Source organism: Streptomyces sp. x-19 (assembly GCF_046549115.1).
Classification (GTDB): domain Bacteria; phylum Actinomycetota; class Actinomycetes; order Streptomycetales; family Streptomycetaceae; genus Streptomyces; species Streptomyces albulus_C.
The window spans coordinates 1-26,686 of sequence record NZ_JAJPWK010000024.1; the positions used below are offsets into that span (position 1 = coordinate 1).

Consider the following 26,686-nt stretch of genomic DNA (forward strand, 5'->3'; position numbering starts at 1 on the left):
GCAGCCGGTGGCGGCGAGCCCGCCGAGGGCCAGCGCCGAGCCGAAGAGCAGGGTGGTGACGCGTCGTCGGGAGGGGTACACGCGGCAGCTCCTGAGGGGGAGGGGGAGGGGAGGGACGCCCGGGGTGGGGGGCGGGGGGCGGGGCCCCCCCCCCCGGGGGGGGGGGGGGGGGGGGGGCCCCCCCCCCCCCCCGCGGCCCGCTGCCGCCCCGCCCGCCCCCTCGCGCCCACCCGCCCCCGCCCGTACTCACCCGCACTTCGTTGCTCCCGTGGTCCCCTCACCCGCCCGCCCCGTTCCGGATGCTGGAATGCTGGGGCCCGGCAGGCTGGACCGTGTGAAACGTGGGGGGAATGTCGTCGTGGTGGACGTGGAGGACAGCGTGCGGGTGGTCATCGCCGAGGACTCGGTGCTGCTGCGGGAGGGTCTGACCCGGTTGCTGACCGACCGCGGGCACGAGGTCGTGGCCGGCGTGGGGGACGGCGAGGCGCTGCTGAAGACGGTCGCCGACCTGGCCGGCGCGGGCACCCCGCCGGACGTGGTGGTGGCGGACGTGCGGATGCCGCCGACCCACACCGACGAGGGCGTACGCGCCGCCCTCCGGCTGCGCCGGGACCACCCCGGGATCGGGGTGCTGGTGCTGTCGCAGTACGTCGAGGAGCAGTACGCCACCGAGCTGCTGGCCGGATCGACCCGGGGCATCGGCTACCTGCTCAAGGACCGGGTCGCCGAGGTGCGGGAGTTCGTCGACGCGGTGGTCCGGGTGGCCCGCGGCGGCACCGCACTGGACCCGGAGGTGGTCGCCCAGCTGCTCGGCCGCAGCCGCAAGCAGGACGCACTGGCGCACCTGACGCCGCGGGAGCGCGAGGTGCTGGGCCTGATGGCCGAGGGCCGGACCAACTCCGCGGTCGCCCGGCAGCTGGTCGTCAGCGACGGCGCGGTCGAGAAGCACGTCAGCAACATCTTCCTGAAGCTGGGGCTGACGCCGAGTGACGGGGATCACCGTCGGGTGCTCGCGGTCCTCACCTACCTCGGCTCCTGACGACCTGGCACCCTGCCAGATGTCACCGATGCGCGGATCTACCGATACTCGGAGCCCTGGTCGTAGAACCATGGCCCTAGCACCAATGGACGAGACCGGTGCGGCATGGAGACAGGGGGGACGGGGACAGTGATTCGATGACGAACCAGGACAGAACGGTGTCTCATCTCGGCGTCCACAATGTGGCCGCCCCAGGGAAGGGCACCCTTACCCAAGTACGATGGTTATGGGACAACCGGTCGGTACGACACGTCCTACGCCCTGCGTCCGGCGGGGATGCCGCACCCCTTGAGGGAGGTCCGAAGCAGTGACCAGCCAGGTCAGTAGCACAGCCGAGCAGGCCGACGGAGCGCTAGTCGGGGAACAGCGCACGTCCGGCGACGGCGGCCCGGGCAAGGAAGTCCGGCGCCTGGACCGGGTGATCATCCGGTTCGCCGGCGACTCCGGTGACGGTATGCAGCTCACCGGTGACCGTTTCACGTCCGAGACGGCGTCGTTCGGCAACGACCTGTCGACGCTGCCCAACTTCCCCGCCGAGATCCGGGCCCCCGCCGGAACCCTCCCGGGCGTCTCCAGCTTCCAGCTGCACTTCGCCGACCACGACATCCTCACCCCCGGCGACGCGCCGAACGTCCTGGTGGCGATGAACCCGGCCGCGCTGAAGGCCAACATCGGCGACGTGCCGCGCGGCGCGGAGATCATCGTCAACACCGACGAGTTCACCAAGCGCCCGATGGCGAAGGTCGGCTACGAGACCAACCCGCTGGAGGACGGCTCGCTGTCGGCGTACCACGTCCACCCGGTGCCGCTGACGACGCTGACCATCGAGGCGCTCAAGGAGTTCGGGCTCTCCCGGAAGGAGGCCGAGCGCAGCAAGAACATGTTCGCGCTGGGCCTGCTGTCGTGGATGTACCACCGGCCGACCGAGGGCACCGAGAAGTTCCTGCGGGCGAAGTTCGCCAAGAAGCCGGACATCGCCGAGGCGAACGTCACCGCCTTCCGCGCCGGCTGGAACTTCGGCGAGACCACCGAGGACTTCGCCACCTCCTACGAGGTCGCGCCGGCCACCACCGCCTTCCCCACCGGCACCTACCGCAACATCTCCGGCAACCTCGCGCTGTCCTACGGCCTGATCGCCGCCGCGCGCCAGGCCGACCTGCCGCTGTACCTGGGGTCGTACCCGATCACCCCGGCCTCCGACATCCTGCACGAGCTGTCCCGGCACAAGAACTTCGGCGTGCGGACGTTCCAGGCGGAGGACGAGATCGCCGGCATCGGCGCGGCGCTGGGCGCGGCGTTCGGCGGGTCGCTGGCGGTCACCACCACCTCCGGGCCGGGCGTGGCCCTGAAGTCGGAGACCATCGGCCTCGCGGTCAGCCTCGAACTCCCGCTGCTGATCGTCGACATCCAGCGCGGCGGCCCCTCGACCGGTCTGCCCACCAAGACCGAGCAGGCCGACCTGCTCCAGGCGATGTACGGCCGCAACGGCGAGGCACCGGTGCCGATCGTGGCGCCGAAGACACCGGCCGACTGCTTCGACGCGGCGCTGGACGCGGCCCGGATCGCGCTCACCTACCGCACCCCGGTCTTCCTGCTCTCCGACGGCTACCTGGCCAACGGCTCGGAGCCCTGGCGGATCCCCGAGGTCGACCAACTCCCCGACCTGCGCGTGCAGTTCGCCACCGGCCCCAACCACCAGCTGGCGGACGGCACCGAGGTGTTCTGGCCGTACAAGCGCGACCCGGAGAGCCTGGCCCGCCCGTGGGCCGTCCCCGGCACGCCCGGCCTGGAGCACCGCATCGGCGGCATCGAGAAGCAGGACGGCACGGGCAACATCTCCTACGACCCGGCCAACCACGACTTCATGGTCCGCACCCGCCAGGCCAAGGTGGACGGCATCGACGTCCCCGACCTGGAGGTCGACGACCCGGCGGACGAGTCCGGCGCCGGCGCGCGCACCCTCGTCCTGGGCTGGGGGTCGACCTACGGGCCGATCACCGCGGCGGTCCGACGGGTCCGGGGCGCCGGGCAGCGCATCGCCCAGGCGCACCTGCGCCACCTCAACCCCTTCCCGGGGAATCTGGGCGAGGTCCTGGCGCGTTACGACGAGGTCGTCGTGCCGGAGATGAACCTCGGTCAGCTCGCCACCCTGCTGCGCGCCAGGTACCTCGTCGACGCGCGCTCGCACACCCAGGTCAGCGGGATGCCGTTCAAGGCGGAGCAGCTCGCGGAGGTCCTTAAGGAGGCCATCAATGACTGACACGGTCTCGGAGAAGCCCTCCCAAATCGAGGCGCTCTCCCTGGTGCCCAAGGCCACGGCGAAGCAGTCCATGAAGGACTTCAAGTCGGACCAGGAAGTGCGCTGGTGCCCCGGTTGCGGTGACTACGCGGTCCTCGCCGCCGTCCAGGGCTTCATGCCGGAGCTCGGCCTGGCCAAGGAGAACGTCGTCTTCGTCTCCGGCATCGGCTGCTCCTCCCGCTTCCCGTACTACATGAACACCTACGGGATGCACTCCATCCACGGCCGCGCCCCGGCCATCGCCACCGGCCTGGCCTCCTCGCGCCGCGACCTGTCGGTCTGGGTGGTCACCGGTGACGGCGACGCGCTGTCCATCGGCGGCAACCACCTCATCCACGCCCTGCGGCGCAACGTCAACCTCAAGATCCTGCTGTTCAACAACCGGATCTACGGGCTGACCAAGGGCCAGTACAGCCCCACCTCCGAGGTCGGCAAGATCACCAAGTCGACGCCGATGGGCTCGCTGGACGCACCGTTCAACCCGGTCTCGCTGGCGCTCGGCGCCGAGGCGTCCTTCGTGGCCCGCACCGTCGACTCCGACCGCAAGCACCTCACCTCGGTGCTGCGCGCGGCCGCCGCCCACCCAGGCACGGCGCTGGTGGAGATCTACCAGAACTGCAACATCTTCAACGACGGCGCCTTCGAAGCCCTCAAGGACAAGGAGCAGGCCCAGGAAGCGGTGATCCGGCTGGAGCACGGGCAGCCGATCCGGTTCGGCGCCCTGGCCCCCGACGGCTTCGGCTCCAAGGGCGTGGTCCGCGACCCGGCCACCGGCGACCTCAAGGTCATCGACGTCCGGGAGCAGGGCGCCGGCGCGGTCCTGGTGCACGACGCGCACAACCCCTCCCCCACCACGGCGTTCGCCCTGTCCCGGCTCGCCGATGCCGACACCCTGCACCACACCCCCATCGGTGTGCTGCGCGACGTCGACCGGCCGGTCTACGACACGCTGATGTCCGAGCAGCTGGACAGCGCCGTCGAGCAGAAGGGCAAGGGGGACCTGGCGTCCCTCCTCGCCGGCAACGACACCTGGACGGTCGTCGGCTAGCAGGTCCCGGGCCGGCTTCCGGCCGAACCTCCCGCGGGTGTCCGCGGGGAGCGCACCGCCGCTCCCCGCGGGCACCCGCTCGGCTTTTCCGGACCCGGCCGAGGACGTGCCCGCCCCGTCCGCGGGGCCCGCGCTCCCGACCCTTCACACCCCTGTCATGACCGTCTAACGGAACGGACATGACAGGAAGGGCGGACGGCGCTACCTTGCACAGGATCGACTCCGCGCGACCTGGAGGGCCCCTTGCCGCCTCGAACCGACCAACGCGCCGGCCTCGCGTACGGCCTCGCCGCATACACGATGTGGGGCCTGCTGCCGCTGTACTGGCACCTGTTGGACGCCGCCGCGCCGGCCGAGATCCTGGCCCACCGCATGCTCTGGTCGCTGCCGGTCGCGGTGATCATCCTGGCGGTGCTGCGCCGCTGGTCCTGGATACGCCCGCTGCTGCGCCAGCCCAAGCGCATCGGGCTGATCCTGGTCTGCGCGTGTGTGATCTCGCTGAACTGGTTCCTCTACATCTGGGCGGTCAACGCCGGGCACGTGCTCGAAGCCTCGCTCGGTTACTTCATCAACCCGCTGGTCAGCATCGCCTTCGGGGTACTGGTGCTGCGCGAACGGCTGCGGCCGCTGCAGTGGACCGCGGTGGGCGTCGGCGCACTGGCCGTCGTGGTGATGACCGTCGCCTACGGCCGGATGCCGTGGATCGCACTCGGGCTGGCCCTGTCGTTCGCGACGTACGGGCTGGTGAAGAAGAGCATCAAGCTCGACGGCATCGAGGGCTTCAGCGCCGAGACCGCGCTCCAGGCGCTGCCGGCGCTGGGCTACCTGGTCTTCCTCGGGATCCGCGGGGAATCCGTCTTCGTCACCGGCGGAACCGGGCAGGCCCTGCTGCTCGCCGCGTGCGGCATCGCCACCGCGGTGCCGCTGATCTGCTTCGGCGCCTGTGCGGTGCGGCTGCCGCTGACCACGGTCGGCATGCTCCAATACCTGGCCCCGACCTTCCAGTTCCTGCTGGGGCTGACGGTCTTCGGCGAGCGGATGCCGCCGGAGCGCTGGGCCGGCTTCGCGCTGGTGTGGGCCGCGCTGGTGCTGCTGACCTGGGACGCGCTGCGAACCGCCCGGCGGGGGCGCACCGCGCTGGCGACCGCCGGGGCGCGGGCGGGCGAGGCCGTCGCCGCCGAGGCGGACCGGGCCTCGCGGCCGACGCCGGCGGAACGCCCCGGCCCGGCCCCGGACGCCCGGACGGCCGGCCCGGAGGCCGCGCCCGGCACCGTCACGCCGTGACGTCGCGGGTGGTGAACCGCGCCCAGGCGGCCGAGCCGAACACCGCCGCGTAGAGCGCCTGGAGGCCCAGATCCCGCTGGATCCCGTCCCAGTAGACCGGGTCGCGGAGCAGGTCGGCGAAGGACAGCCAGTAGTGCGGGAAGAGGTACGGCTGGATGGCCTGGAGCTGCGGTATGCCGTCCAGGATCTGGGCGGTGAGCACCAGGCCGACGGTCGTGGCCATGGCGGCGACGCCGCTGTCGGTGAGCGTGGAGACGAACAGCCCGAGGGCCGCCACCCCGAGGAGGGAGAGCGCCACCACCCCGGCGATGGCCAGGGCTCGCAGCAGCCCCTCACCGAGGGAGATGGACGTCCCCGACAGCAGCGTCACGTCCCCCAGCGGGAACAGCAGCGCGCCGGTGGCCAGCGCGGACAGCGCCACGACGAGCGTGCCGGCCAGGCAGAACGCCACGACCGTGCCGAACTTGGCGAGCAGCAGCCGGCCGCGGCCGGCGGGCGCGACGAGGAGGTAGCGCAGCGTCCCGGTGTGCGCCTCGCCGGCGACGGCGTCCCCGGCGATCACCCCGACCGCCATCGGCAGGAACACCGGCAACGTCACCGCGAGAGCGGTGAACACCAGGAAGAGGCCGTTGCCGGCGACCGCCGTGAGGAACGCCGGCCCCCGCCCGTCGCCGCCCCCGGACCGCCCGGCCTGGATCCGGACCGCGACGCCGACCAGCACCGGCACGGCCGCCAGAACCGCCAGCAGCACCAGGGTGCGCCAGCGCCGGAAGGTGGTGCCGAGCTCGCTGCGCAGCAGGTCCGCCGACCACGACGGCCGGCGGCGCGCCGCCGCCGGCGGTGCCGTCCCGGCCGGTGGCGCCTGGCCCTCAACCCGCGACATCGAATCCCTCCCCGGTGAGCCGGACGAAGACGTCCTCCAGGGACGGCCGTTCGGTGCCGAAGGCCCGGACCCGGACCCCGGCGCGGACCAGTGCGGCGTTCAGCTCCGCCGGGTCCGGCGGGGGCGCGCCGTCCGGGACCGCCGCGGGCAGCTCGCCGCCGACCCGGTCGCCGTCGGCCCGCAGGCCCCTCAGGCCGTGCTCCTTCAGGACCCGGACCGCGTCGGCCGGATCGGGGGTGGTCACCGTCAGCCGGACCTGGCCGCCGCCGGGGCCCAGGACGGCGGCGGTGAGCCCGGCGACCGGGCCCTGGGTGACCAGCCGGCCCCGGGCCATCACCGCGGCGTGCGTGCAGACCTGCTCGATCTCGTCGAGGAGGTGGGAGGAGAGGAAGACGGTGGTGCCGTCCGCCGCCAACTCCCGCACCAGGGCGCGGATCTCCCGCATGCCCTGCGGGTCCAGGCCGTTGGTCGGCTCGTCCAGCACCAGCAGCTCGCGGGGCTGGAGCAGGGCCGCGGCCAGCCCCAGCCGCTGCTTCATGCCGAGGGAGTAGGTGCGCGCCTTCTTGCCGGCCGCGGCGGCCAGGCCGACCCGCTCCAGCGCCCGGCCCACCCGCGCGGTGCGGGTGCGGGGGTCGGCGGCCGGATCGGCGGCGTCGAACCGCCGCAGGTTGTCCCGCCCGCTGAGGAAGCCGTAGAGCGCCGGCCCCTCGATGAGGGCCCCCACCCTGGGGAGCACCTCGCGGACCGCGCCGGGCATCGGCCGGCCGAGCACCCGGGCGGTGCCGGCGGTCGGCTCGATCAGCCCCATCAGCATTCGGATGGTGGTGGTCTTGCCGGAGCCGTTGGGCCCGAGGAAGCCGAAGACGCTGCCGCGCGGCACGGCGAGGTCCAGCCCGTCGACGGCGGGGCGCGCGCCGCGGTAGGTCTTGGTCAGTCCCCGGGTCTCGATCACCCGGTGCGCGTCGTGCGGTGCCGCGCGCCCGTCGTCCGCGGCGGCTGGTGGTGGCACGTTCTCCCCCAACTCCTCGTGTGCGGCGGCCCTCGGGCCGTCGGCCGGGCGCGCGGTGGACCGCCTACGGGCCGCGCCGCGCCCTCCGAACCGGAGGTGCGGCGCGGCCCGGTCGCCGGCCGTGGACCGTTACTTCTTCGCGGCGTCGGCCGCGGCGATCAGGGCCTGCTTGTCGACGGCGCCGACGTAGACCGTGCCGTCGTCGGTCACCAGGGCGTTGACCAGTCGGGTGCTGAAGACGTGCCCGGAGCCGAAGCCGCCGGTCACCTTGGTGCCCAGGCTGTCCAGGAACTTCCCGGCGTCGCCCTTGGTGAGCTGGTCCTTGCCGGCCGGGCCGCCGGCGCCCTTGAGGGTGGCGATGGACGTCCAGCCCTTGCCGAGGACGTCGAACCCGCCGAAGTCCTTCGGGCCCTTGTGCTCCGTGGAGCCCTTGGCGCCCTTGAGGTCCTTGAGGTCCTTGAGGTCCTTGCCGTGCTGGCGGGCGGCCTGGTCGCCGCTCACGACCTTGGCGCCCTTGGGCGGCGTGAAGGAGAAGCTGTCCGCCGCCGGGCGGGCGAAGTCGACGCGGGTGTAGCCGACGTCGATCGCGGCCGGGCCACCGCTCTTCGGGGTGAGGGTGAACTTCAGCGGGACGCCGTTGGCGGCGTCCACCGCGACCCGGATCGAGCCGACCGTGGAGGCGGCCTGCTTGGGCTTGATGACGAGCTGGTAGGCATCCCGCCCGGCGACCTTGGCGGTGTCGCCGACCGTCACCGAGGTGGTGTCCCCGGCCGCCTTCAGCGCCTGCTGGGCGAGCTCCTGCGGGGTGGCGCCCTGCAGTCCCTTGGGGAGGCCCTCGGGCGCACCGCGCTGCGGGCCGCGGTGGGCGTCCCGGGGAGCGGTGTGGTGCATGGCGCTGTTGCTGCCGCTGTCGTACGCCCAGACGTCCGTGCCGTTGTGGATGAGGGTGTAGTCGGCGGAGCCGCCGACGATCGACACGCGCTGCTTCTCGGGGCCGTCGACGGCGACCCGCAGGGTGTGCGTACCGGACGCGAGCTCGGTCAGCTTGCTCTGCGGCGACGCCGCGCCGCCCGCGCCCTTCTCGCCGCCCTGGCCGCCGCCGAAGCCGCCGACGCCCGCGCCGCCCGGCAGGCTGGGCAGGCCGAGGTCCGTGGTGACCTGGACCGTGCCGGACAGCTGCTGGACGTCGGACTTGGCGATCTTCGCTATCAGGTCCTGGGCGGAGATCTTCGGCAGGTCCGGCGAACCGGAGCCGGCGAACGCCGGGACCAGCCCGATCGTCGCGGCCGCCACCCCCGCCACCGCGACCGGTACGGCGTACCGCACCGCCTTGCGACGCTTCGTGGAGCGTCCCCCGTCCCATTCCCCGGTGACCTCGGTCGGTTCGTTCCGTGGCATCTGGCCTACCTCCGTGGTGTGCGGCGGTGCAGGGTCGTCCACTCGTCCACCCGCCGGGCCATGATGACCCGCCCCGCCGCTTCGTGGTGTCTCCATCTCACCAAAAGCTGCCGATGCTGGCGTCAACCCGCAGGGCCAACTCCGCGTACTGCTGTGGGATGACGCCCGGCCGCCGTCCGGCCGCGCCCGTACGCCGCGGGTCGCACCGCCCGTGGCGGAATGCCGTAGGGGACGGCCCGGGGAACGCCGGGGACGGGCCGGTGGGCCCGGGGCGCGCGACGCGGCGCGGGCACCCGCGGCGGAGGTCAGCCCGCCCGGTGCACGACGGTGTCGCAGAGCCCTTCCAGGGCGGCCTTCGCCATGCATTCCGGCAGCGGCACCAGCATCGCGCGGGCCTGCTCGGCGTAGCGCACGGTGTCCCGGCGGGCCTGCTCCAGGGCCGGGTGGGCGCGCAGTCCGGCCAGCGCCTCGGCGTGCCGGGCGTCGTCGGTGAGGTCGCCGGCCAGCAGCTCGCACAGCGCGCGGTCCTCGGCGGTGCCCGCGCTGCTCTCGGCGAGCGCCCGCAGCCGCAGCACGGGCAGCGTCGGGATGCCTTCGCGCAGGTCGGTGCCGGGCGTCTTGCCGGACTCGTGCGAGTCGCTGGCGATGTCCAGGACGTCGTCGGCCAACTGGAAGGCGGTGCCCAGCCGCTCGCCGTACTGGGTGAGGATGTTGACGGTCGTCTCGTCGGCGCCGGACATCATCGCGCCGAACCGGCCGGCGACCGCGATCAGCGAGCCGGTCTTGCCGGCGATGACGTCCAGGTAGTGCTCGATCGGGTCGCGGCCGTCGCGCGGTCCCGCGGTCTCCAGGATCTGGCCGGTCACCAGGCGCTCGAACGCCTCGGCCTGGATCCGGACCGCGTCGGGGCCGAGGTCGGCGAGGATGTGCGACGCGCGGGAGAAGAGGAAGTCGCCGGTCAGCACCGCGACGGAGTTGCCCCAGCGGGCGTTGGCGCTGGCCACGCCGCGGCGCACCTCGGCCTCGTCCATCACGTCGTCGTGGTAGAGCGTCGCCAGGTGGGTGAGCTCGACGACGACGGCCGCGGGGACCACGCCGGGGCTGTACGGGTCGCCGAACTGGGCGGCCAGCATCGCCAGCAGCGGCCGGAACCGCTTGCCGCCGGCGCGCACCAGGTGCTGCGCGGCCTCGGTGATGAACGGCACGTCGCTCTTGGTGGCCTCCAGCAGGCCCTCCTCGACAGCCGCCAATCCGGCCTGGACATCGGCTTCGAGAGCCTGGTCCCGCACGCTCAGCCCAATGGGCCCGACGACGGTCACGAGGGGTACTCCTGTCTGCTGACGATCAAACTGAATGTCGATCTGTCGCTGTCTCCACCATTGGCCAGCGTATCCGGTCACGGTTGGATCACCGCGAGCGCCCGCCCCCCGAACCACTCGCCCAGCACAGAAGCCGTCCCGGGGGTAGGTTTCCGATCGTCGCCCGGTTCGGCGTTTCCGTGGGAGAGATGGGGCAGCAGGGGTTTCAAACGACTCAGAAGTCCCTTGCGTCACAGTGGCGACCGGACGAAACCGGCACTACCGGGAGCGATCGCGCCCCGCCGAGCACACCGCATTGTTCACTCTCTCCAGGAGCCGGCGAATTCGCCGGCGGGCGACGCGGCGACCGATTCCGGCCATCGCCCCGGACGCCCCACCCGCCACCGCGGACACCTCCCCCGCACCCACCCACCCTCAATGCCCCACAGGGCGCACCATGCCCGAATTAGGCACTGTGGCAAGGTTTTTCCCGACTCCGGCGGTCCGTCGCGTCCCGACCCACCGCCCCGCCCGCAGCTTCCCGGCCCGCTACCGCTCCTTCCCGGCCGAGGACCACCCCGGTGATCGCCGCCGGTCGTACCCTGATCGACGGACCCACCGGTCCACGGGGCACCCTTCCCCAGGCTCCCCACGCGGTGCGAGCAGGGGGCACCCCACAGGCCGGCCGCCCACCGGCGACGACGAGCGCGAGGAGCACTGTCCATGCCCGAGCAGAGCCCGTTCGACCTGACCGAAGGCGACCCCTTCGGCCCGCACACCCTCCCCTACGGCGTCTTCAGCACCACCGACGCACCCGGCCTGCGCCGGCTCGGCGTCCGCTACGGCCGGCACGTCCTGGACCTGGGCGCCCTGCCCGACGCCCTGCCCGACGTCGTCCCCGCCGCGCACGCCGCCCTGCTCACCGCCGGCACCCTCAACCCGCTGTTGGCCGCCGGCCGCCCGGTGTGGCAGGAGGTCCACGCGGCCGTCCGCACCGCCCTCACCGACCCGGCGCACCGCACCACGGTGGCCCCGCTGCTGCGCCCGTTGGACGACGTCACCCTCCACCTGCCCTTCGACGTCGCCGACTACGTCGACTTCTACTCCAGCGAGCACCACGCCACCAACGTCGGCCGGATCTTCCGCCCCGACGACGCCGCGCTGCCGCCCAACTGGAAGCACCTGCCGATCGGTTACCACGGTCGGGCCGGCACCGTCGTGGTCTCCGGCACCCCGGTGGTGCGGCCGCACGGCCAGCGCAAGGCGCCGGCCGACGCGGCACCGGTCTTCGGCCCGTCCACCCGCCTGGACATCGAGGCCGAGGTCGGCTTCGTCGTCGGCACGCCCTCCACCCTGCACGCGCCGGTCGGCCTGGACGCCTTCCGCGAGCACGTCTTCGGCGTCTGCCTGGTCAACGACTGGTCCGCACGCGACATCCAGGCGTGGGAGTACGTGCCGCTCGGCCCGTTCCTCGGCAAGTCCTTCGCCACCTCCGTCTCCGCCTGGATCACCCCGCTCGACGCCTTCGACGCGGCCCGTACGGCACCGCCCGCCCGGGACGTGCCGCCGCTGCCGTACCTGGACGACACCGCCGCCGAGCCGGGCGGCCTGGACCTGCGCATCGAGGTGCGGCTCAACGGCGAGGTGCTCTCCCGCCCGCCGTTCGCCGCGATGTACTGGACGGCCGCCCAGCAGCTCGCCCACCTGACCGTCAACGGCGCCTCGCTGCGCACCGGCGACCTCTACGCCTCCGGCACCGTCTCCGGCCCCGAACCCGACCAGCTCGGCTGCCTGCTGGAACTCACCCGGGGCAAGGGCCCCTACCTCCAGGACGGCGACGAGGTCACCCTCACCGCCTGGGCGCCCGGCCCGGACGGCGTCCGGATCGGCCTCGGCGAGGTCACCGGCCGGGTGCTGCCCGCCCTGGAGCACCCCGCGGGCGCCCCCGCATGACCGCCCGCCCGGCCCCCGACCTCACCCTCCCCGAGGAGCTGCTGCTGCTCGGCCTCGACCCGGCGCGCGGTCGGCCCCTGGTCACCGGCCAGTTCCTGCGGTTCGGGCTGGCCGGGGCGGCCCTCGCGGACCTGGAGGCGGCCGGGCGGATCGTCGAGCGGGACGGCCGGGTCGTGGTGGCTCGGCCGCTGCCGCTCGGCGACCCGGTGCTGGACGGGGCGCTCGCCGCACTGCCCGGCCCGGAGAAAGACCACCGGGGCGTCCGGGCCCGGCCCTGGGTGCGCCGGTCCGGCGGCACGGTCCACGAGTTGTGCGTGCGGCAGTTGACGGACCGCGGCGCGCTGCGCAGGCAGGCCCGGCGGGCGCTGGGCCTCTTCCCCTACGAGCGGTTCCCGGCCGGGTCGGTGGACCTGGCCGGGCCCGCCCGGGCACGGTTCGCCGCGGCGCTGGACGCCGGCCTGCCGGACCCCCGCGCCCGGACGCTCGCCGCCCTGGCCGCCGCCTGCGACCTGGACCGCAAACTGCTGCCCGGCAACGGCCACCGCGCCGCGCGGCGCACGGTGCGGCGGCTGGCCCGCACCGAGTGGACGGCGCACGCGGTCGAACGCGCCGTGCGGGAGACGAAGTCCGCGGCGGCGACCTGACCGCGTCGCTCGCCCACCGGCCGCCCCGGGCCGCTGCTAGCCTCACGTCTCCCTGTCCCACAACGGAGGAGACGTACGTGCGCAAGGCAGCGCAGTTCGCCGGGGCGGCCGCCATCGCCGCGCTGCTGCTCAGCGGTTGCGGAAGCAGCGGCGACAGCGGCAAGGACGCCGGCACCCCGAGCAAGACGCCACCGACCGCACCGTCGAGTGCGGGCGGCGGCGACGAGAAGGCGGCGGACCCCAGCGCCATCGAGGGCGCCTGGAAGGGCGGCACCGCCGCCAGCCCGCTGGTCCTGGTGGTCGCCAAGGGCACCGTCGCGTTCAGCAACGGGCACCAGTCCGCCTGCATGGGCAAGGTCGAGAAGATGGCCGGGATGACCATGGCCGTCCTCAAGTGCACCGACGGCGACACCACCCGCACCATGGGCACCCTCAAGACCGGTGCCGACGGCAAGACCCTGACCGTCAACTGGAAGAACGGGCCGACCGACACGTACACCAAGACCGAGGACGGCAGCGTCAAGGTCCCGGACCTGCCCAAGCTGCCGGACCTGCCCAAGAGCTGACCGCGGCCCCGCACCGCAACGGCCGCCGCCCGGCACCCCCTTGGGGGCACCGGGCGGCGGCCGCGCGTCGGGCCGACGGATCAGCGGATGAAGACTCCCGCGTGCCCGGCCAGGTCGAGGAAGTACTGCGGCGCCAGGCCCAGCACCAGCGTGGCCGCGACGCCGACCGCGATGGCGGTGGACGTCAGCACACTGGGCACCGCCACCGTCGGACCGTCCGCCTTCGGCTCGCTGAAGAACATCAGCACGATCACCCGGATGTAGAAGAACGCCGCGATCGCCGAGGAGATCACACCGACCACCACCAGCCAGCCCGCGCCGCTCTCCGCCGCCGCCTTGAACACCGCGAACTTCCCGGCGAACCCGGACGTCAGCGGAATGCCCGCGAAGGCCAGCAGGAAGACCGCGAAGACCGCGGCCACCAGGGGCGAACGCCGCCCGAGCCCGGCCCACTTGGACAGGTGGGTGGCCTCGCCGCCGGCATCCCGCACCAGCGTCACCACGGCGAACGCGCCGAGCGTGACGAAGGAGTACGCCGCCAGGTAGAAGAGCACCGAGGAGATGCCGTCCTGGCTGGCGGCGATGACACCGGCGAGGATGAACCCGGCGTGCGCGATGGAGGAGTAGGCCAGCAGCCGCTTGATGTCGGTCTGGGTGATGGCCAGCACCGCACCGCCCAGCATGGTCAGGATCGCCACGCCCCACATCACCGGCCGCCAGTCCCAGCGCATGCCGGGCAGGACCACGTACAACAGCCGCAGCAGCGCGCCGAACGCGGCGACCTTGGTGGCGGCCGCCATGAAGCCCGTCACCGGGGTCGGGGCGCCCTGGTAGACGTCCGGCGTCCACATGTGGAACGGCACCGCGCCGACCTTGAACAGCAGGCCCATCAGCACCAGCGCCCCGCCGATCAGCAGCAGCGCGTCGTTGCCCATCGTGCCGGCCAGCGCCGGGTCGACCTGCCGGGCGCCGTCCGAGATCACCTCCGCGATGCCGGCGTACGTCACGGTGCCGGCGTAGCCGTAGAGCAGGGCAACGCCGAACAGCAGGAAGGCCGAGGAGAAGGCACCGAGCAGGAAGTACTTCACCGCGGACTCCTGCGAGAGCAGCCGCTGCCGGCGGGCCAGCGCGCACAGGATGTAGAGCGGGAGGGAGAAGACCTCCAGCGCGATGAAGAGGGTCAGCAGGTCGTTGGCGGCCGGGAAGACCAGCATGCCGCCGACCGCGAAGAGCAGGATCGGGAAGACCTCGGTGGTGGTGAACCCGGCCTTGACCGCGGTCTGTTCGGCCTCGCCGCCGGGGACGGCGGCGGCCTGCGCCGCGAAGGAGTCCACCCGCTTGCCGTGGGTCGCCGGATCCAGCCGGCGCTCGGCGAAGGTGAACACCGCGATCAGCGACACCAGCAGGATCGTGCCCTGGAGGAACAGCGCCGGGCCGTCCACCGCGATCGCGCCCATCGCGGCCAGGTGCGCCTTGGACGAGCCGAAGCCGCCCGCCGCCAACCCGATCACCGCGGCGAACGCGGCGGCCAGCGCCACCACGGTCAGCAGCACCTGGGCGTAGTAGCGGCTGCGGCGCGGCAGGAACGCCTCGATCAGGACGCCGACGATCGCGGCACCGAGGATGATCAGCGTCGGCGACAGCTGGACGTACTCGATCCGCGGTGCCGGGATCTTGCCCGGCAGCTCGGCCGCCACCGTCCACAGGCTGTGGACACTCGCCACGGAACTCACTTCGCGGCCTCCACGTCTTGGGTCTGCGCGGTCTGGCCGTGCCGGCCCGAACCTGGCACGGCGTCCACCTTCACGCTGGGCTTGGGATCCGTCTTGTCCACGACGGTCAGGGTGTGCTGGACCGCCGGGTTGACGAGGTCGGTGAGCGGCTTGGGATACACCCCGAGGAAGAGCAGCAGCGCGATCAGCGGCGCGACCACCACCAGCTCCCGCGCCTTCAGGTCGGGCATCTTGCTGACCTCCGCCTTGACCGGGCCGGTCATCGTCCGCTGGTACAGGACGAGGACGTACAGCGCGGCCAGGACGATGCCGACGGTGGCGATGATCCCGATCACCGGATAGCGGCTGAACGTGCCCACCAGGACCAGGAACTCACTGACGAACGGCGCCAGTCCGGGCAGCGACAGGGTGGCCAGACCGCCGACGAGGAAGGTGCCGGCGAGGATCGGGGCGACCTTCTGGACGCCGCCGAAGTCCGCGATCAACCGCGAACCGCGCCGGCTGATCAGGAAGCCGGCCACCAGCATCAGCGCGGCCGTCGAGATCCCGTGGTTGACCATGTAGAGCGTCGCGCCGCCCTGGCCCTGGGAGGTCATCGCGAAGATGCCCAGGATGATGAAGCCGAAGTGCGAGATCGAGGCGTAGGCGATCAGCCGCTTGATGTCCCGCTGGCCGACGGCGAGCAGCGCGCCGTAGACGATGCTGATCAGCGCCAGCACCAGGATCACCGGGGTGGCCCAGCTGCTGGCCTCCGGGAAGAGCTGGAGGCAGAAGCGCAGCATCGCGAACGTGCCGACCTTGTCGACGACCGCGGTGATCAGCACCGCGACCGGGGAGGTCGCCTCGCCCATGGCGTTGGGCAGCCAGGTGTGCAGCGGCCACAGCGGCGCCTTCACCGCGAAGGCGAAGAAGAAGCCGAGGAACAGCAGCCGTTCGGTGCCGGTGCCCAGGGTCAGCGCGCCGGACGCCCGGGCCTCGACGATCTGCGTCAGCGAGAAGGTGCCGGCGCCCAACTGGTCGGCGGTGGCGGCGTACAGGCCGATCACCGCGGCCAGCATGATCAGACCGCCGACGAGGTTGTAGAGCAGGAACTTCACCGCGGCGTAGGAGCGCTGGGCGGCGGCCTGCTGCTCGCCGCGCCCCCCGGCCCGGTCCCCGAAGCCGCCGATGAGGAAGTACATCGGGATCAGCATGGCTTCGAAGAAGATGTAGAAGAGGAAGACGTCGGTGGCCTCGAAGGAGAGCACCACCATCGCCTCGACCGCCAGGATCAGCGCGAAGAAGCCCTGGGTGGGCCGCCAGCGGCGATTGGGCTCCGCGCCCTCCAGGGGATCGGCGTCGTGCCAGCCGGCCAGGATGACGAACGGGATCAGCACCGCGGTCAACGCGATCAGGGCGACCGCGATGCCGTCCACGCCGAGGTCGTAGCGGACCCCGAAGTCCCGGATCCAGGCGTGGGATTCGGTGAGCTGGAACGGCTCCTTGGCACCGGGGTCGAAGCGCACCGCGATCAGCACCGCCAGCGCCAGCGTGGCCAGTGAGAACAGTAGCGCCAGCCACTTGGCTGCGGTGCGCTTGGCGGCGGGCACCGCGGCGGTGGCGATCGCACCGATCGCCGGCACCGCGGCGGTCGCCGTCAGCAGGGGAAACGACATGGCTCAGACACCCCTCATCAGCAGGGTCGCGGCGACGAGAACGGCGGCCCCGCCCAGCATCTGGACCGCGTAGGAGCGGACGAAGCCGGTCTGCAACTTGCGCAGCCGGCTGGAGAGTCCGCCCATCGAGGCCGCCGTGCCGTTGACCGCGCCGTCCACGAGGGAGTGGTCGAGGTAGACCAGCGTGCGGGTCAGGTGCTCGCCGCCCCGGACCAGGACGACGTGGTTGAAGTCGTCCTGGAGCAGATCGCGGCGGGCCGCCCGGGTCAGCAGCGAACCGCGCGGCGCGGTGGCCGGGATCGCCTTGCGGCCGTACATCAGCCAGGCGATGCCGACGCCGATCACCAGCACCACCATCGTGGCGGCGGTGACCGCCCCGGCGCTCACCGGGGAGTGGCCGTGCGCGAAGGAGGTGACCGGCTCCAGCCAGCGGACGAAGGAGTCGCCCGCGCTGAACAGCCCGCCCGCGAAGACCGAACCGACGGCCAGCACGATCATCGGGATCGTCATCACCTTCGGCGACTCGTGCGGGTGCACCTCCTTCGGGTCCCACCGCTTCTCGCCGAAGAACGTCATCAGCATCACCCGCGTCATGTAGAACGCGGTGATCGCGGCGCCCAACAGCGCCGCACCGCCGAGGATCCAGCCCTCGGTGCCGCCCCGGGCGAACGCCGCCTCGATGATCTTGTCCTTCGAGAAGAAGCCGGACAGCCCGGGGAAGCCGATGATGGCCAGGTAGCCGAGCCCGAAGGTGACAAAGGTGACCGGCATGTACGTGCGCAGTCCGCCGTAACGGCGCATGTCCACCTCCTCGTTCATCCCGTGCATCACGGAACCGGCGCCGAGGAAGAGGCCCGCCTTGAAGAAGCCGTGGGTGACCAGGTGCATGATCGCGAAGGCGTAGCCGATCGGCCCCAGGCCGGCGGCCAGCACCATGTAGCCGATCTGCGACATCGTCGAACCGGCCAGCGCCTTCTTGATGTCGTCCTTGGCGCAACCGACGATCGCACCGAACAACAGGGTGACCGCGCCGACCGCGACCACCGCGGTCTGCGCGTCCGGCGCGGCGTTGAAGATCGCCCCGGAGCGGGTGATCAGATACACCCCGGCGGTGACCATCGTGGCGGCGTGGATCAGCGCCGACACCGGTGTCGGGCCCTCCATCGCATCGCCCAGCCAGGACTGCAGCGGCACCTGTGCCGACTTGCCGCAGGCGGCCAGCAGCAGCATCAGCCCGATGGCGGTCAGCTTGCCCTCGGACGCGCCGCCGGTCGCGGTGAGCACCGGCCCGAAGGCGAACGTGCCGAACGTCGTGAACATCAGCATGATCGCGATGGACAGGCCCATGTCGCCGACGCGGTTGACCAAGAACGCCTTCTTCGCGGCGGTCGCCGCGCTGGGCTTGTGCTGCCAGAACCCGATGAGCAGGTACGACGCCAGGCCCACGCCCTCCCAACCGACGTACAGCAGGAGGTAGTTGTCGGCGAGGACGAGCAGCAGCATCGCCGCCAGGAAGAGGTTGAGGTAGCCGAAGAAACGGCGGCGCCGCTCGTCGTGCTCCATGTAGCCGATCGAGTAGATGTGGATCAGCGACCCGACACCCGTGATCAGCAGGACGAAGGTCATCGACAACTGGTCCAGCTGGAAGGCGAGGTCGGCCCGGAAGCCACCGACCGGGATCCAGCTGAACAGGTGCTGGTGCAGCGCCCGGTGCTCGGCGCCCTTGCCGAGCATGTCGACGAAGAGCACCACCGCGACGGCGAACGAGGCCACCGCGAGGAGCGTGCCGATCCAGTGGCCGGTGCGGTCCAGGCGTTTGCCGCCGCACAGCAGCAGGGCCGCACCGACCAGCGGTGCCGCGACGAGCAGCGCGATCAAGTTCTCCACTTTGTGCGACCCCTTACAGCTTCATCAGGCTGGCGTCGTCGACCGAGGCCGAATGACGGGTGCGGAAGATCGACACGATGATGGCCAGGCCGACCACGACCTCCGCAGCGGCGACGACCATCGTGAAGAAGGCGATGATCTGGCCGTCCAGATTCCCGTGCATCCGCGAGAAGGTGACAAAGGCGAGGTTGCAGGCGTTCAGCATCAGTTCGATGCACATGAACACCACGATGGCGTTCCGCCTGATCAGCACGCCGGCCGCGCCGATGGTGAACAACAGGGCGGCGAGGTAGAGGTAGTAGACCGGGCTCATTTCTGGGCGCCCTCCTTCGGTGCCGAGGGGCCGGGCCGCTTCTTCGGCGCGGCGCCGGGCTCCCGCCCCAGCCACTCCTCGGACCGCTGCTCCAGCGCCTTGAGGTCGGCCAGCGACTGCCCGGAGACGTCCCGGACCTGGCCGCGCTCCCGCAGCGTCGGACTGACCGTCAGCTCGGACGGGGTGCCGTCCGGCAGCAGACCGGGGATGTCGACCGCGTTGTGCCGGGCGTAGACGCCCGGTGCGGGCAGCGGCGTCACCTGCTTGCCCTCGCGGATGCGGGCCTCGGACAGCTCCCGCTGCGTCTTGGCGCGCTCGGTGCGCTCCCGGTGGGTCAGGACCATCGCGCCGACCACCGCGGTGATCAGCAGCGCGCCGGTGATCTCGAAGGCGAAGACGTACTTGGTGAAGATCAGCGCGGCCAGGCCCTGGACGTTGCCCCCGGCGTTGGCGTCGCCGAGGCCGTTGAACTCCTTGAGCGAGGCGTTGCCGATCCCGGCGATCAGCAGGATGCCGAAGCCGAGACCCAGGCCGGCGGCGAGCCAACGCTGGCCCTTGAGGGTCTCCTTGAGGGAGTCCGCCGCGGTGACGCCGACCAGCATCACCACGAACAGGAACAGCATCATGATCGCGCCGGTGTACACCACGACCTGCACGACGCCGAGGAAGTACGCGCCGTTGGCGAGGTAGAAGACCGCCAGGACGATCATGGTCCCGGCGAGCGAGAGGGCGCTGTGCACGGCACGCTTCATCAGGATCGTGCACAGCGCGCCGGCCACGGCGACGATCCCCAGGATCCAGAACTGCACGGCCTCGCCGGTGGAGGCCGCGGCGGCGAGGTACATCATGCGTGCGCCCCCTTACCCGTCGCGCCCGGCCGTTCGGCCGACCCCGTCGACCCGGCCGACCCCGTCGCCCCTGTCGACCCGGCCGCCGCGTCCTCGGGGTCCTCCCCCTTGGAGCGGGCCACCTGCCGTACCGTGCCCGGCGCGGCGTGGTCCACCAGCCCGTTGTAGTAGTCCCGTTCGGTCATCCCCGGGAAGATCGCGTGCGGGGAGTCGACCATCCCCTCCGACAGGCCCACGAGCAGCTCTTCCTTGGTGTAGATGAGCGATTCGCGGGACCGGTCGGCGAGTTCGTACTCGTTGGTCATGGTGAGCGCGCGGGTCGGGCAGGCCTCCACGCACAGGCCGCACAGGATGCAGCGGAGGTAGTTGATCTGGTAGACCGCGCCGTACCGCTCGCCCGGGGAGTAGCGCTCCTCGTCGGTGTTGTCCGCGCCCTCGACGTAGATCGCGTCGGCCGGACAGGCCCAGGCGCACAGCTCGCAGCCGATGCACTTCTCCAGCCCGTCCGGATGGCGGTTGAGCTGGTGCCGGCCGTGGAAGCGCGGCGCCGTCGGCTTCTTCTCCTCGGGGTACTGCTCGGTCAGCCGCTTCTTGAACATGGCCTTGAAGGTCACGCCGAAGCCGGCCACCGGGTTCTCGAACTCAGGCACCGTCGCCCCCCTTTCCGTCGCTCTCAATTCCGTCACTCACAGTGTCCACCCGACCACTGACAATCAGCTCTCCGTCGCGACGGGGTCGCCTGCGCGGCACCGGCGGCACGGTCTGCCCGGGCAGCGGCGGAACGGGGAACCCGCCGGCCATCGGGTCGAAGGCGGCGTCGCCGTCGCCCTCCGGCTCCACCCGCCGGAAGAAGTCCACGACCAGCGAGATCAGCAACAGCGCCACCGCACTGCCGCCCACGTACAGCACGATCTGGGAGAAGTCGTAGCCCTCGTTCTTCAGGGCCCGGACGGTGGCGACGAGCAACAGCCACACCATCGACACCGGAATGAGGACCTTCCACCCCAGCCGCATCAACTGGTCGTAGCGGACCCGGGGCAGCGTCCCGCGCAGCCAGATGAAGAAGAACAGCAGCAGCTGCACCTTGAGGACGAACCAGAGCATCGGCCACCAGCCGTGGTTCGCGCCCTCCCAGAACGTCGAGATCGGCCAGGGAGCCCGCCAGCCGCCGAGGAAGAGGGTGACCGCGACCGACGAGACGGTGACCATGTTGACGTACTCGGCCAGCATGAACATCGCGAACTTGATCGACGAGTACTCGGTGTTGAAGCCGCCGACCAGGTCGCCCTCGGACTCCGGCATGTCGAACGGCGCCCGGTTGGTCTCCCCCACCATCGTGACGATGTAGATGAGGAACGACACCGGCAGCAACAGCACGTACCACTTGTTCGTCTGCGACTCCACGATGGTCGACGTCGACATCGACCCGGAGTACAGGAAGACCGACGCGAACGCCGCGCCCATCGCGATCTCGTACGAGATCATCTGCGCGCACGACCGCAGACCGCCCAGCAGCGGGTACGTCGAACCGGAGGACCAACCCGCCAGCACGATGCCGTAGATGCCGACCGAGGCCGTGGCCAGGATGTACAGGACGCCGATCGGGAGGTCGGTCAGCTGCATCGGGGTGCGGTGCCCGAAGATCGAGATCTCGTTGTCCGCCGGGCCGAAGGGGATCACCGCGATCGCCATGAAGGCCGGGATCGCCGCCACGATGGGCGCGAGGATGTACACCGCCTTGTCGGCCCGCCGGACGACCAGGTCCTCCTTCAGCATCAACTTGATGCCGTCGGCCAGGGATTGGAGCATCCCCCAGGGCCCGTGCCGGTTGGGGCCGATCCGCAGCTGCATCCAGGCGACGACCTTGCGCTCCCAGACGATGGAGAACAACACCGTCAGCATCAGGAACGCGAAGCAGAACACCGCCTTGATGACGACCAGCCACCACGGGTCGCGCCCGAACATCGACAGGTCCTCCTGGGCGGCCAACGCGGCCACCGGAAAACCGGGATGCTGCATCATGCCTCCACCTCCTCGGCCGGCGCCGGCGTATCCGATGGGGCTCCCCCCGCTTGAGCGGAGTCGGGAGTGGGGGAGGCACTGACCTTCACCAGCTCACCGGGGTGCGCCCCGGTGTCGGCGGCGACGCCGCCGCCCACGGAGTTCAGCGGCAGCCACACCACCCGGTCGGGCATCGACGTGACCCGGAGCGGCAACCTCACCGAGCCGGCCGGCCCGGTGACCACCACCAGGTCGCCGTCCTCGACGCCGGTCTCCTGAGCGGTCGCCGACGACAGGCGGGCGACCGCGGCGTGCCGGGTCCCGGCCAGCGCCTCCTCGCCTTCCTGGAGCAGCCCCTGGTCCAACAGGAGCCGGTGCCCGGCGAGCACGGCCTCACCGGGGGTCGGACGGGGCAACGACCGCCCCGTCTCGACCGGTTCACCGGCGAACGGGCCGCGCCAGCCGCCGAGCCGGTCCAGCTCCCGCCGCACCGCGTGCACGTCCGGCAGGTCCAGGTCCGCCTCCATGACGTCGGCGAGCATCTGCAGGACCCGGGAGTCCGGCATCAGCTGCCGCCGGGTCATCTGGTCCGGCTTGAGCGCGGCCTCGAACGACCGGGCCCGGCCCTCCCAGTTGAGGAAGGTGCCGGCCTTCTCCACCACCGCCGCCACCGGGAGGACCACGTCGGCCCGCTCGGTGACCCGGGAGGGCCGCAGCTCCACGCTCACCAGGAACCCGACCTCGTCCAGGGCCGCCAACGCGCGCGCCGGATCGGGCAGGTCGGCCACCTCCACGCCCGCCACCAGCAGGGCGGCCAGCTCACCGGTGGCCGCGGCCTCGACGATCTGGCCGGTGTCCCGACCGTGCCGGTGCGGCAGCGCGCCGACGCCCCAGGCCGCGGCGACCTCGTCCCGCGCCACCGGGTCGGTGGCCGGCCGGCCACCGGGCAGCAGCCCGGGCAGCGCACCGACCTCGACGGCCCCCCGCTCGCCCGCCCGGCGCGGCATCCACACCAGGTGGGCGCCGGTGGCGGTGGCGGTACGGAGCGCCGCGGTCAGCGCCCCGGGCACCGCCGCCAGCCGCTCGCCGACGACGATCACCGCGCCGTCCGCGCGCAGCGCCTCGGCCGCGGCCCGGCCCTCGCCGTCCAGCCCGACCCCGCCCGCGAGCGCGTCCAGCCATTCGGTCTCGGTGCCGGGCGCGGCCGGCAGCAGCGTCCCGCCCGCCTTGATCAACCCGCGGGTGGCGTGGCTGGCCAGCCCCCAGGTGCGCTGGCCGTGCTTGCGGTGCGCCTTGCGCAGCCGCAGGAAGACGCCGGGCGCCTCCTCCTCCGCCTCGATGCCGGCCAGCAGGACCGCCGGCGCCTGCTCCAACGAGGTGTGGGTGACGCCGCTCCCGTCGAGGTCCCGGCCGCGGCCGGCGACGTGGGCGGCGAGGAAGTCCGCCTCCTCCGCGCTGTGCGGCCGGGCCCGGAAGTCGATGTCGTTGGTGTGCAGCGCGACCCGGGCGAACTTGGCGTACGCGTAGGCGTCCTCGACGGTCAACCGGCCGCCGGTCAGCACGCCGGCCCGGCCCCGGGCGGCGGCCAGCCCGCGCGCCGCGGCGTCCAGCGCGGCGGGCCAACTCGCCGGCTCCAGTTCACCGGTCTCGGCGTTGCGCACCAGCGGGTGCTCCAGCCGGTCGCGCGCCTGCGCGTACCGGAAGGCGAACCGGCCCTTGTCGCAGATCCACTCCTCGTTGACCTCGGGGTCGTCCGCCGCCAGCCGCCGCAGCACCTTGCCGCGCCGGTGGTCGGTCCGGGTCGCGCAACCGCCCGCGCAGTGCTCGCACACCGACGGCGAGGAGACCAGGTCGAAGGGGCGGGAACGGAAGCGGTAGGCGGCCGAGGTGAGCGCGCCCACCGGGCAGATCTGGATGGTGTTCCCGGAGAAGTACGACTCGAACGGGTCGCCCTCGCCGGTACCGACCTGTTGGAGGGCGCCGCGCTCGACCAGCTCGATCATCGGGTCGCCGGCGATCTGGTTGCTGAAGCGGGTGCACCGCGCGCACAGCACGCACCGCTCGCGGTCCAGCAGCACCTCGGTGGAGAGCGGCACCGGCTTCGCGTAGGTGCGCTTCTTGCCCTCGAAGCGGGAGTCGGGGTCGCCGACCTGCATCGCCTGGTTCTGCAACGGGCACTCGCCGCCCTTGTCGCAGACCGGGCAGTCCAGGGGGTGGTTGATCAGCAGCAGTTCCATCACGCCGCGCTGCGCCTTCTCGGCGACCGGGGAGGTCAGCTGTGTGCGGACCACCATCCCGTCGGTGCAGGTGATGGTGCAGGAGGCCATCGGCTTGCGCTGGCCCTCGACCTCGACGATGCACTGCCGGCAGGCGCCCGCCGGGTCCAGCAGCGGGTGGTCGCAGAAGCGCGGGATCTCGATGCCGAGGAGTTCGGCGGCCCGGATGACCAGCGTCCCCTTGGGGACGGAGATCTCGATGCCGTCGATCGTCAGGGTGACGAGGTCCTCCGGTGGCACCGCCGCCGCACCGCCCCCGTCGGGGCGCTGGCCCGCGGCAGGGCCGCTGCTTGGCTGGAGCACGGTCATGCGTTCACCCCCAGGTGAGCGTCGTTGTCGGCCCAGAGGGTCGACTTGGCGGGGTCGAAGGGGCAGCCCTTGCCGGTGAGGTGCTCCTCGTACTCCGCGCGGAAGTACTGGAGCGAGGAGAAGATCGGCGAGGCGGCGCCGTCGCCGAGGGCGCAGAAGGACTTGCCGTTGATGTTGTCGGCGATGTCGGCGAGCTTGTCGAGGTCGTCGAGCCGGCCCCGACCGGCCTCGATGTCGCGCAGCAACTGCACGAGCCAGTACGTCCCTTCGCGGCACGGTGTGCACTTGCCGCAGGACTCGTGGGCGTAGAACTCCGTCCAGCGGGTCACCGCCCGGACCACGCAGGTGGTCTCGTCGAAGCACTGCAGCGCCTTGGTGCCGAGCATCGAGCCGGCCGCGCCGACGCCCTCGTAGTCGAGCGGGACGTCGAGGTGCTCGTCGGTGAACATCGGGGTGGAGGAGCCGCCCGGCGTCCAGAACTTCAGCCGGTGGCCGGGGCGCATCCCGCCGCTGACGTCGAGCAGTTGGCGCAGGGTGATGCCCAACGGGCCCTCGTACTGGCCGGGGTTGGCGACGTGGCCGCTGAGCGAGTAGAGCGTGAAGCCCGGGGACTTCTCGCTGCCCATCGACCTGAACCACTCCTTGCCCTTGTTCAGGATCGCGGGAACCGAGGCGATGGATTCGACGTTGTTCACCACAGTGGGGCAGGCGTAGAGGCCGGCCACGGCGGGGAAGGGGGGGCGCAGACGAGGTTGGCCACGACGACCTTCCAGCGAATCCAGCAGCGCGGTCTCCTCGCCGCAGATGTACGCACCGGCGCCCGCGTGCACCGTGACGTCCAGGTCGAGGTCCGAGCCGAGGACGCCCTTGCCGAGGAAGCCCGCCGCGTACGCCTCCCGCACGGCCTCGTGCAGGCGGCGCAGCACGGGCACGACCTCACCGCGCAGATAGATGAAGGCGTGGTTCGAGCGGATCGCGTGGCAGGCGATCACGATCCCCTCGATCAGCGCGTGCGGGTTGGCGAAGAGCAGCGGGATGTCCTTGCAGGTCCCCGGCTCCGACTCGTCGGCGTTGACCACCAGGTAGTGCGGTTTGCCGTCGCCCTGCGGGATGAACTGCCACTTCATGCCGGTCGGGAAGCCGGCGCCGCCGCGTCCGCGGAGCCCGGAGTCCTTGACGTAGGCGATGACGTCGTCCGGGGCCATCGCGAGGGCCTTGCGGGCGCCCTCGTACCCCTCGTGGCGCAGGTAGGTCTCCAGCGTCCAGGACTTCGGGTCATCCCAGAAGGCGGAGAGGACCGGTGCGAGGACCTTCTCCGGGTTGGTCGTTCCGCCGGCGTGCGGCCGGGAGGCGCCGCCGAATTCGGCTGCCACGGTCATCACTCCCCCTCCTTGGCGGTGGGCCCGGCCGGGAAGGCGTCGTCGGAGGCCGAGGTCTGCTGCGGGGCGTCGTGCGAGCTGGGGTGGGTCGGGGGCGCCTGCTCACCGGGGCGCCCGTCGGGCGGCTCCTCGGCGGGGGCCGCCGTCCGCGGTGCGATGACGTGGTCCGTGGGGGCCCCGGCCGGGGCCTCGCCCCGGGCCAGCCGCAGTCCGACCAGGGAGGCGGGGCCGGCCCCGCCGGTCGCCTCGACGGCACCGGACCGGCCGTCGGGGAAGCCGGCGAGGATCCGGGCGGTCTCCTTGAACGAACAGAGCGGGGCGCCGCGGGTGGGTTCGACGGTCCGGCCGGCCCGCAGGTCGTCGACGAGCTGCCGGGCGGAGCGGGGCGTCTGGTTGTCGAAGAACTCCCAGTTGACCATCACGACGGGCGCGAAGTCGCAGGCGGCGTTGCACTCGATGTGTTCGAGGGTGATCGCGCCGTCCTCGGTGGTCCCGCCGTTGTCGACGCCGAGGTGCTCCTTGAGCTCCTCGAAGATGGCGTCGCCGCCCATCACCGCGCACAGGGTGTTGGTGCAGACCCCGACCTGGTAGTCGCCGCTGGGCCCCCGGCGGTACATCGAGTAGAACGTCGAGACCGCGGTGACCTCGGCGGTGGTCAGGTCGAGCTGTTCGGCGCAGAAGCGGACGCCGGTGCGGGTGACGTGGCCTTCCTCGGCCTGGACGAGGTGCAGCAGCGGCAGCAGCGCCGAGCGGGAGTCGGGGTAGCGGGCGATCACCTCCCGCGCGTCCGCGGCGAGCCGGGCCTTGACGTCGGCCGGATAGTCGGGGGCCGGGAGCTGGGGCATCCCCAGCTGGACGTCCTTG

Annotated in this window: 21 protein-coding genes; 7 read left to right on the forward strand and 14 right to left on the reverse strand. The window is 72.1% G+C overall.

Going from position 1 to position 26,686, the window contains the following annotated elements:
• Nucleotides 1–379: 379 nt before the first annotated feature.
• From ACLJT4_RS34125 to rarD, 4 genes are all read left to right on the forward strand, one after another.
• Nucleotides 380–1,039 (forward strand): response regulator, encoded by a 660-nt coding sequence (locus tag ACLJT4_RS34125; protein WP_411128551.1) that lies wholly within the window; start codon nt 380–382, stop codon nt 1,037–1,039.
• A 307-nt stretch (nt 1,040–1,346) separates the two neighbouring features.
• Nucleotides 1,347–3,299, forward strand: a complete 1,953-nt coding sequence (locus ACLJT4_RS34130; protein WP_411128386.1) for a 2-oxoacid:acceptor oxidoreductase subunit alpha — start codon at nt 1,347–1,349, stop codon at nt 3,297–3,299.
• Nucleotides 3,292–4,386, forward strand: coding sequence for a 2-oxoacid:ferredoxin oxidoreductase subunit beta (locus tag ACLJT4_RS34135; protein WP_411128388.1), 1,095 nt, complete (start codon nt 3,292–3,294; stop codon nt 4,384–4,386). The genes ACLJT4_RS34130 and ACLJT4_RS34135 overlap by 8 nt, the downstream gene beginning before the upstream one ends.
• Before the next feature lie 243 nt (nt 4,387–4,629).
• Complete coding sequence (rarD, locus tag ACLJT4_RS34140) at nt 4,630–5,670, forward strand: EamA family transporter RarD (protein ID WP_411128390.1); 1,041 nt, start codon at nt 4,630–4,632, stop codon at nt 5,668–5,670.
• Here rarD and ACLJT4_RS34145 read toward each other — a convergent pair.
• The 4 genes from ACLJT4_RS34145 to ACLJT4_RS34160 form a co-directional block, all read right to left on the reverse strand.
• Nucleotides 5,660–6,553 carry an ABC transporter permease gene (locus ACLJT4_RS34145; RefSeq protein ID WP_411128392.1) on the reverse strand — a complete coding sequence of 298 codons (894 nt, stop codon included), beginning with the start codon at nt 6,551–6,553 and terminating at the stop codon, nt 5,660–5,662. The genes rarD and ACLJT4_RS34145 overlap by 11 nt on opposite strands.
• Nucleotides 6,540–7,562, reverse strand: coding sequence for an ATP-binding cassette domain-containing protein (locus tag ACLJT4_RS34150; RefSeq protein ID WP_411128394.1), 1,023 nt, complete (start codon nt 7,560–7,562; stop codon nt 6,540–6,542). The genes ACLJT4_RS34145 and ACLJT4_RS34150 overlap by 14 nt, the downstream gene beginning before the upstream one ends.
• Before the next feature lie 129 nt (nt 7,563–7,691).
• The gene (locus tag ACLJT4_RS34155; protein ID WP_411128396.1) at nt 7,692–8,960 is read right to left on the reverse strand and encodes a LolA family protein; all 1,269 of its coding nucleotides are present in this window, start codon (nt 8,958–8,960) and stop codon (nt 7,692–7,694) included.
• Nucleotides 8,961–9,265: 305 nt separating this feature from the next.
• Complete coding sequence (locus ACLJT4_RS34160; RefSeq protein ID WP_016573330.1) at nt 9,266–10,279, reverse strand: polyprenyl synthetase family protein; 1,014 nt, start codon at nt 10,277–10,279, stop codon at nt 9,266–9,268.
• 702 nt (nt 10,280–10,981) lie between these two features.
• On the opposite strand from ACLJT4_RS34160, the gene fahA reads away from it, so the two are divergent.
• From fahA to ACLJT4_RS34175, 3 genes are all read left to right on the forward strand, one after another.
• The gene (gene fahA / locus ACLJT4_RS34165) at nt 10,982–12,211 is read left to right on the forward strand and encodes a fumarylacetoacetase (RefSeq protein WP_411128398.1); all 1,230 of its coding nucleotides are present in this window, start codon (nt 10,982–10,984) and stop codon (nt 12,209–12,211) included.
• On the forward strand, nt 12,208–12,855 hold the full coding sequence (locus ACLJT4_RS34170) for a GOLPH3/VPS74 family protein (protein ID WP_038520147.1): 648 nt from the start codon (nt 12,208–12,210) through the stop codon (nt 12,853–12,855). The genes fahA and ACLJT4_RS34170 overlap by 4 nt, the downstream gene beginning before the upstream one ends.
• Before the next feature lie 77 nt (nt 12,856–12,932).
• Nucleotides 12,933–13,421, forward strand: a complete 489-nt coding sequence (locus ACLJT4_RS34175; RefSeq protein ID WP_411128401.1) for a hypothetical protein — start codon at nt 12,933–12,935, stop codon at nt 13,419–13,421.
• 80 nt (nt 13,422–13,501) lie between these two features.
• Here the strand turns inward: ACLJT4_RS34175 and nuoN are convergent, their stop codons facing one another.
• Genes nuoN through nuoE form a run of 10 tightly spaced genes read right to left on the reverse strand, consistent with a single transcriptional unit; the run spans nt 13,502 to nt 26,667 of the window.
• Nucleotides 13,502–15,154, reverse strand: coding sequence for an NADH-quinone oxidoreductase subunit NuoN (gene nuoN / locus ACLJT4_RS34180; RefSeq protein ID WP_411128403.1), 1,653 nt, complete (start codon nt 15,152–15,154; stop codon nt 13,502–13,504).
• Nucleotides 15,151–16,809 (reverse strand): NADH-quinone oxidoreductase subunit M, encoded by a 1,659-nt coding sequence (locus tag ACLJT4_RS34185; protein ID WP_411128405.1) that lies wholly within the window; start codon nt 16,807–16,809, stop codon nt 15,151–15,153. Before ACLJT4_RS34185 ends, nuoN begins: the two co-directional genes overlap by 4 nt.
• Nucleotides 16,810–16,812: 3 nt before the next feature.
• Nucleotides 16,813–18,696 carry an NADH-quinone oxidoreductase subunit L gene (nuoL, locus tag ACLJT4_RS34190; RefSeq protein WP_411128407.1) on the reverse strand — a complete coding sequence of 628 codons (1,884 nt, stop codon included), beginning with the start codon at nt 18,694–18,696 and terminating at the stop codon, nt 16,813–16,815.
• Between the two features lie 13 nt (nt 18,697–18,709).
• Entirely contained in the window at nt 18,710–19,009 is a 300-nt protein-coding gene (nuoK, locus tag ACLJT4_RS34195) for an NADH-quinone oxidoreductase subunit NuoK (protein WP_100604473.1), read from the reverse strand.
• Entirely contained in the window at nt 19,006–19,857 is an 852-nt protein-coding gene (locus ACLJT4_RS34200) for an NADH-quinone oxidoreductase subunit J (protein ID WP_411128409.1), read from the reverse strand. Before ACLJT4_RS34200 ends, nuoK begins: the two co-directional genes overlap by 4 nt.
• Nucleotides 19,854–20,507 carry an NADH-quinone oxidoreductase subunit NuoI gene (gene nuoI / locus ACLJT4_RS34205; RefSeq protein WP_411128411.1) on the reverse strand — a complete coding sequence of 218 codons (654 nt, stop codon included), beginning with the start codon at nt 20,505–20,507 and terminating at the stop codon, nt 19,854–19,856. Before nuoI ends, ACLJT4_RS34200 begins: the two co-directional genes overlap by 4 nt.
• Nucleotides 20,500–21,879, reverse strand: a complete 1,380-nt coding sequence (nuoH, locus tag ACLJT4_RS34210; protein WP_044377222.1) for an NADH-quinone oxidoreductase subunit NuoH — start codon at nt 21,877–21,879, stop codon at nt 20,500–20,502. Before nuoH ends, nuoI begins: the two co-directional genes overlap by 8 nt.
• Nucleotides 21,876–24,443, reverse strand: coding sequence for an NADH-quinone oxidoreductase subunit G (locus ACLJT4_RS34215; protein WP_411128413.1), 2,568 nt, complete (start codon nt 24,441–24,443; stop codon nt 21,876–21,878). The genes nuoH and ACLJT4_RS34215 overlap by 4 nt, the downstream gene beginning before the upstream one ends.
• A complete protein-coding gene (gene nuoF, locus ACLJT4_RS34220) occupies nt 24,440–25,822 on the reverse strand; it encodes an NADH-quinone oxidoreductase subunit NuoF (protein WP_411128415.1) in 1,383 nt (460 codons plus the stop codon). Before nuoF ends, ACLJT4_RS34215 begins: the two co-directional genes overlap by 4 nt.
• Nucleotides 25,822–26,667 carry an NADH-quinone oxidoreductase subunit NuoE gene (gene nuoE / locus ACLJT4_RS34225; RefSeq protein ID WP_411128554.1) on the reverse strand — a complete coding sequence of 282 codons (846 nt, stop codon included), beginning with the start codon at nt 26,665–26,667 and terminating at the stop codon, nt 25,822–25,824. The genes nuoF and nuoE overlap by 1 nt, the downstream gene beginning before the upstream one ends.
• Nucleotides 26,668–26,686 lie beyond the last annotated feature (19 nt).

What these genes read in the sequence shown, in the direction of transcription:
- ACLJT4_RS34135 (WP_411128388.1), top strand. Translation starts at nt 3,292, where the DNA reads ATGACTGACACGGTCTCGGAGAAGCCCTCCCAAATCGAGGCGCTCTCC.
- ACLJT4_RS34145 (WP_411128392.1), bottom strand. Translation starts at nt 6,553, where the DNA reads ATGTCGCGGGTTGAGGGCCAGGCGCCACCGGCCGGGACGGCACCGCCG.
- ACLJT4_RS34155 (WP_411128396.1), bottom strand. Translation starts at nt 8,960, where the DNA reads ATGCCACGGAACGAACCGACCGAGGTCACCGGGGAATGGGACGGGGGA.
- fahA (WP_411128398.1), top strand. Translation starts at nt 10,982, where the DNA reads ATGCCCGAGCAGAGCCCGTTCGACCTGACCGAAGGCGACCCCTTCGGC.
- ACLJT4_RS34170 (WP_038520147.1), top strand. Translation starts at nt 12,208, where the DNA reads ATGACCGCCCGCCCGGCCCCCGACCTCACCCTCCCCGAGGAGCTGCTG.
- ACLJT4_RS34185 (WP_411128405.1), bottom strand. Translation starts at nt 16,809, where the DNA reads ATGTCGTTTCCCCTGCTGACGGCGACCGCCGCGGTGCCGGCGATCGGT.
- nuoK (WP_100604473.1), bottom strand. Translation starts at nt 19,009, where the DNA reads ATGAGCCCGGTCTACTACCTCTACCTCGCCGCCCTGTTGTTCACCATC.
- ACLJT4_RS34200 (WP_411128409.1), bottom strand. Translation starts at nt 19,857, where the DNA reads ATGATGTACCTCGCCGCCGCGGCCTCCACCGGCGAGGCCGTGCAGTTC.
- nuoH (WP_044377222.1), bottom strand. Translation starts at nt 21,879, where the DNA reads ATGATGCAGCATCCCGGTTTTCCGGTGGCCGCGTTGGCCGCCCAGGAG.
- ACLJT4_RS34215 (WP_411128413.1), bottom strand. Translation starts at nt 24,443, where the DNA reads ATGACCGTGCTCCAGCCAAGCAGCGGCCCTGCCGCGGGCCAGCGCCCC.
- nuoF (WP_411128415.1), bottom strand. Translation starts at nt 25,822, where the DNA reads ATGACCGTGGCAGCCGAATTCGGCGGCGCCTCCCGGCCGCACGCCGGC.
- nuoE (WP_411128554.1), bottom strand. Translation starts at nt 26,667, where the DNA reads ATGCCCCAGCTCCCGGCCCCCGACTATCCGGCCGACGTCAAGGCCCGG.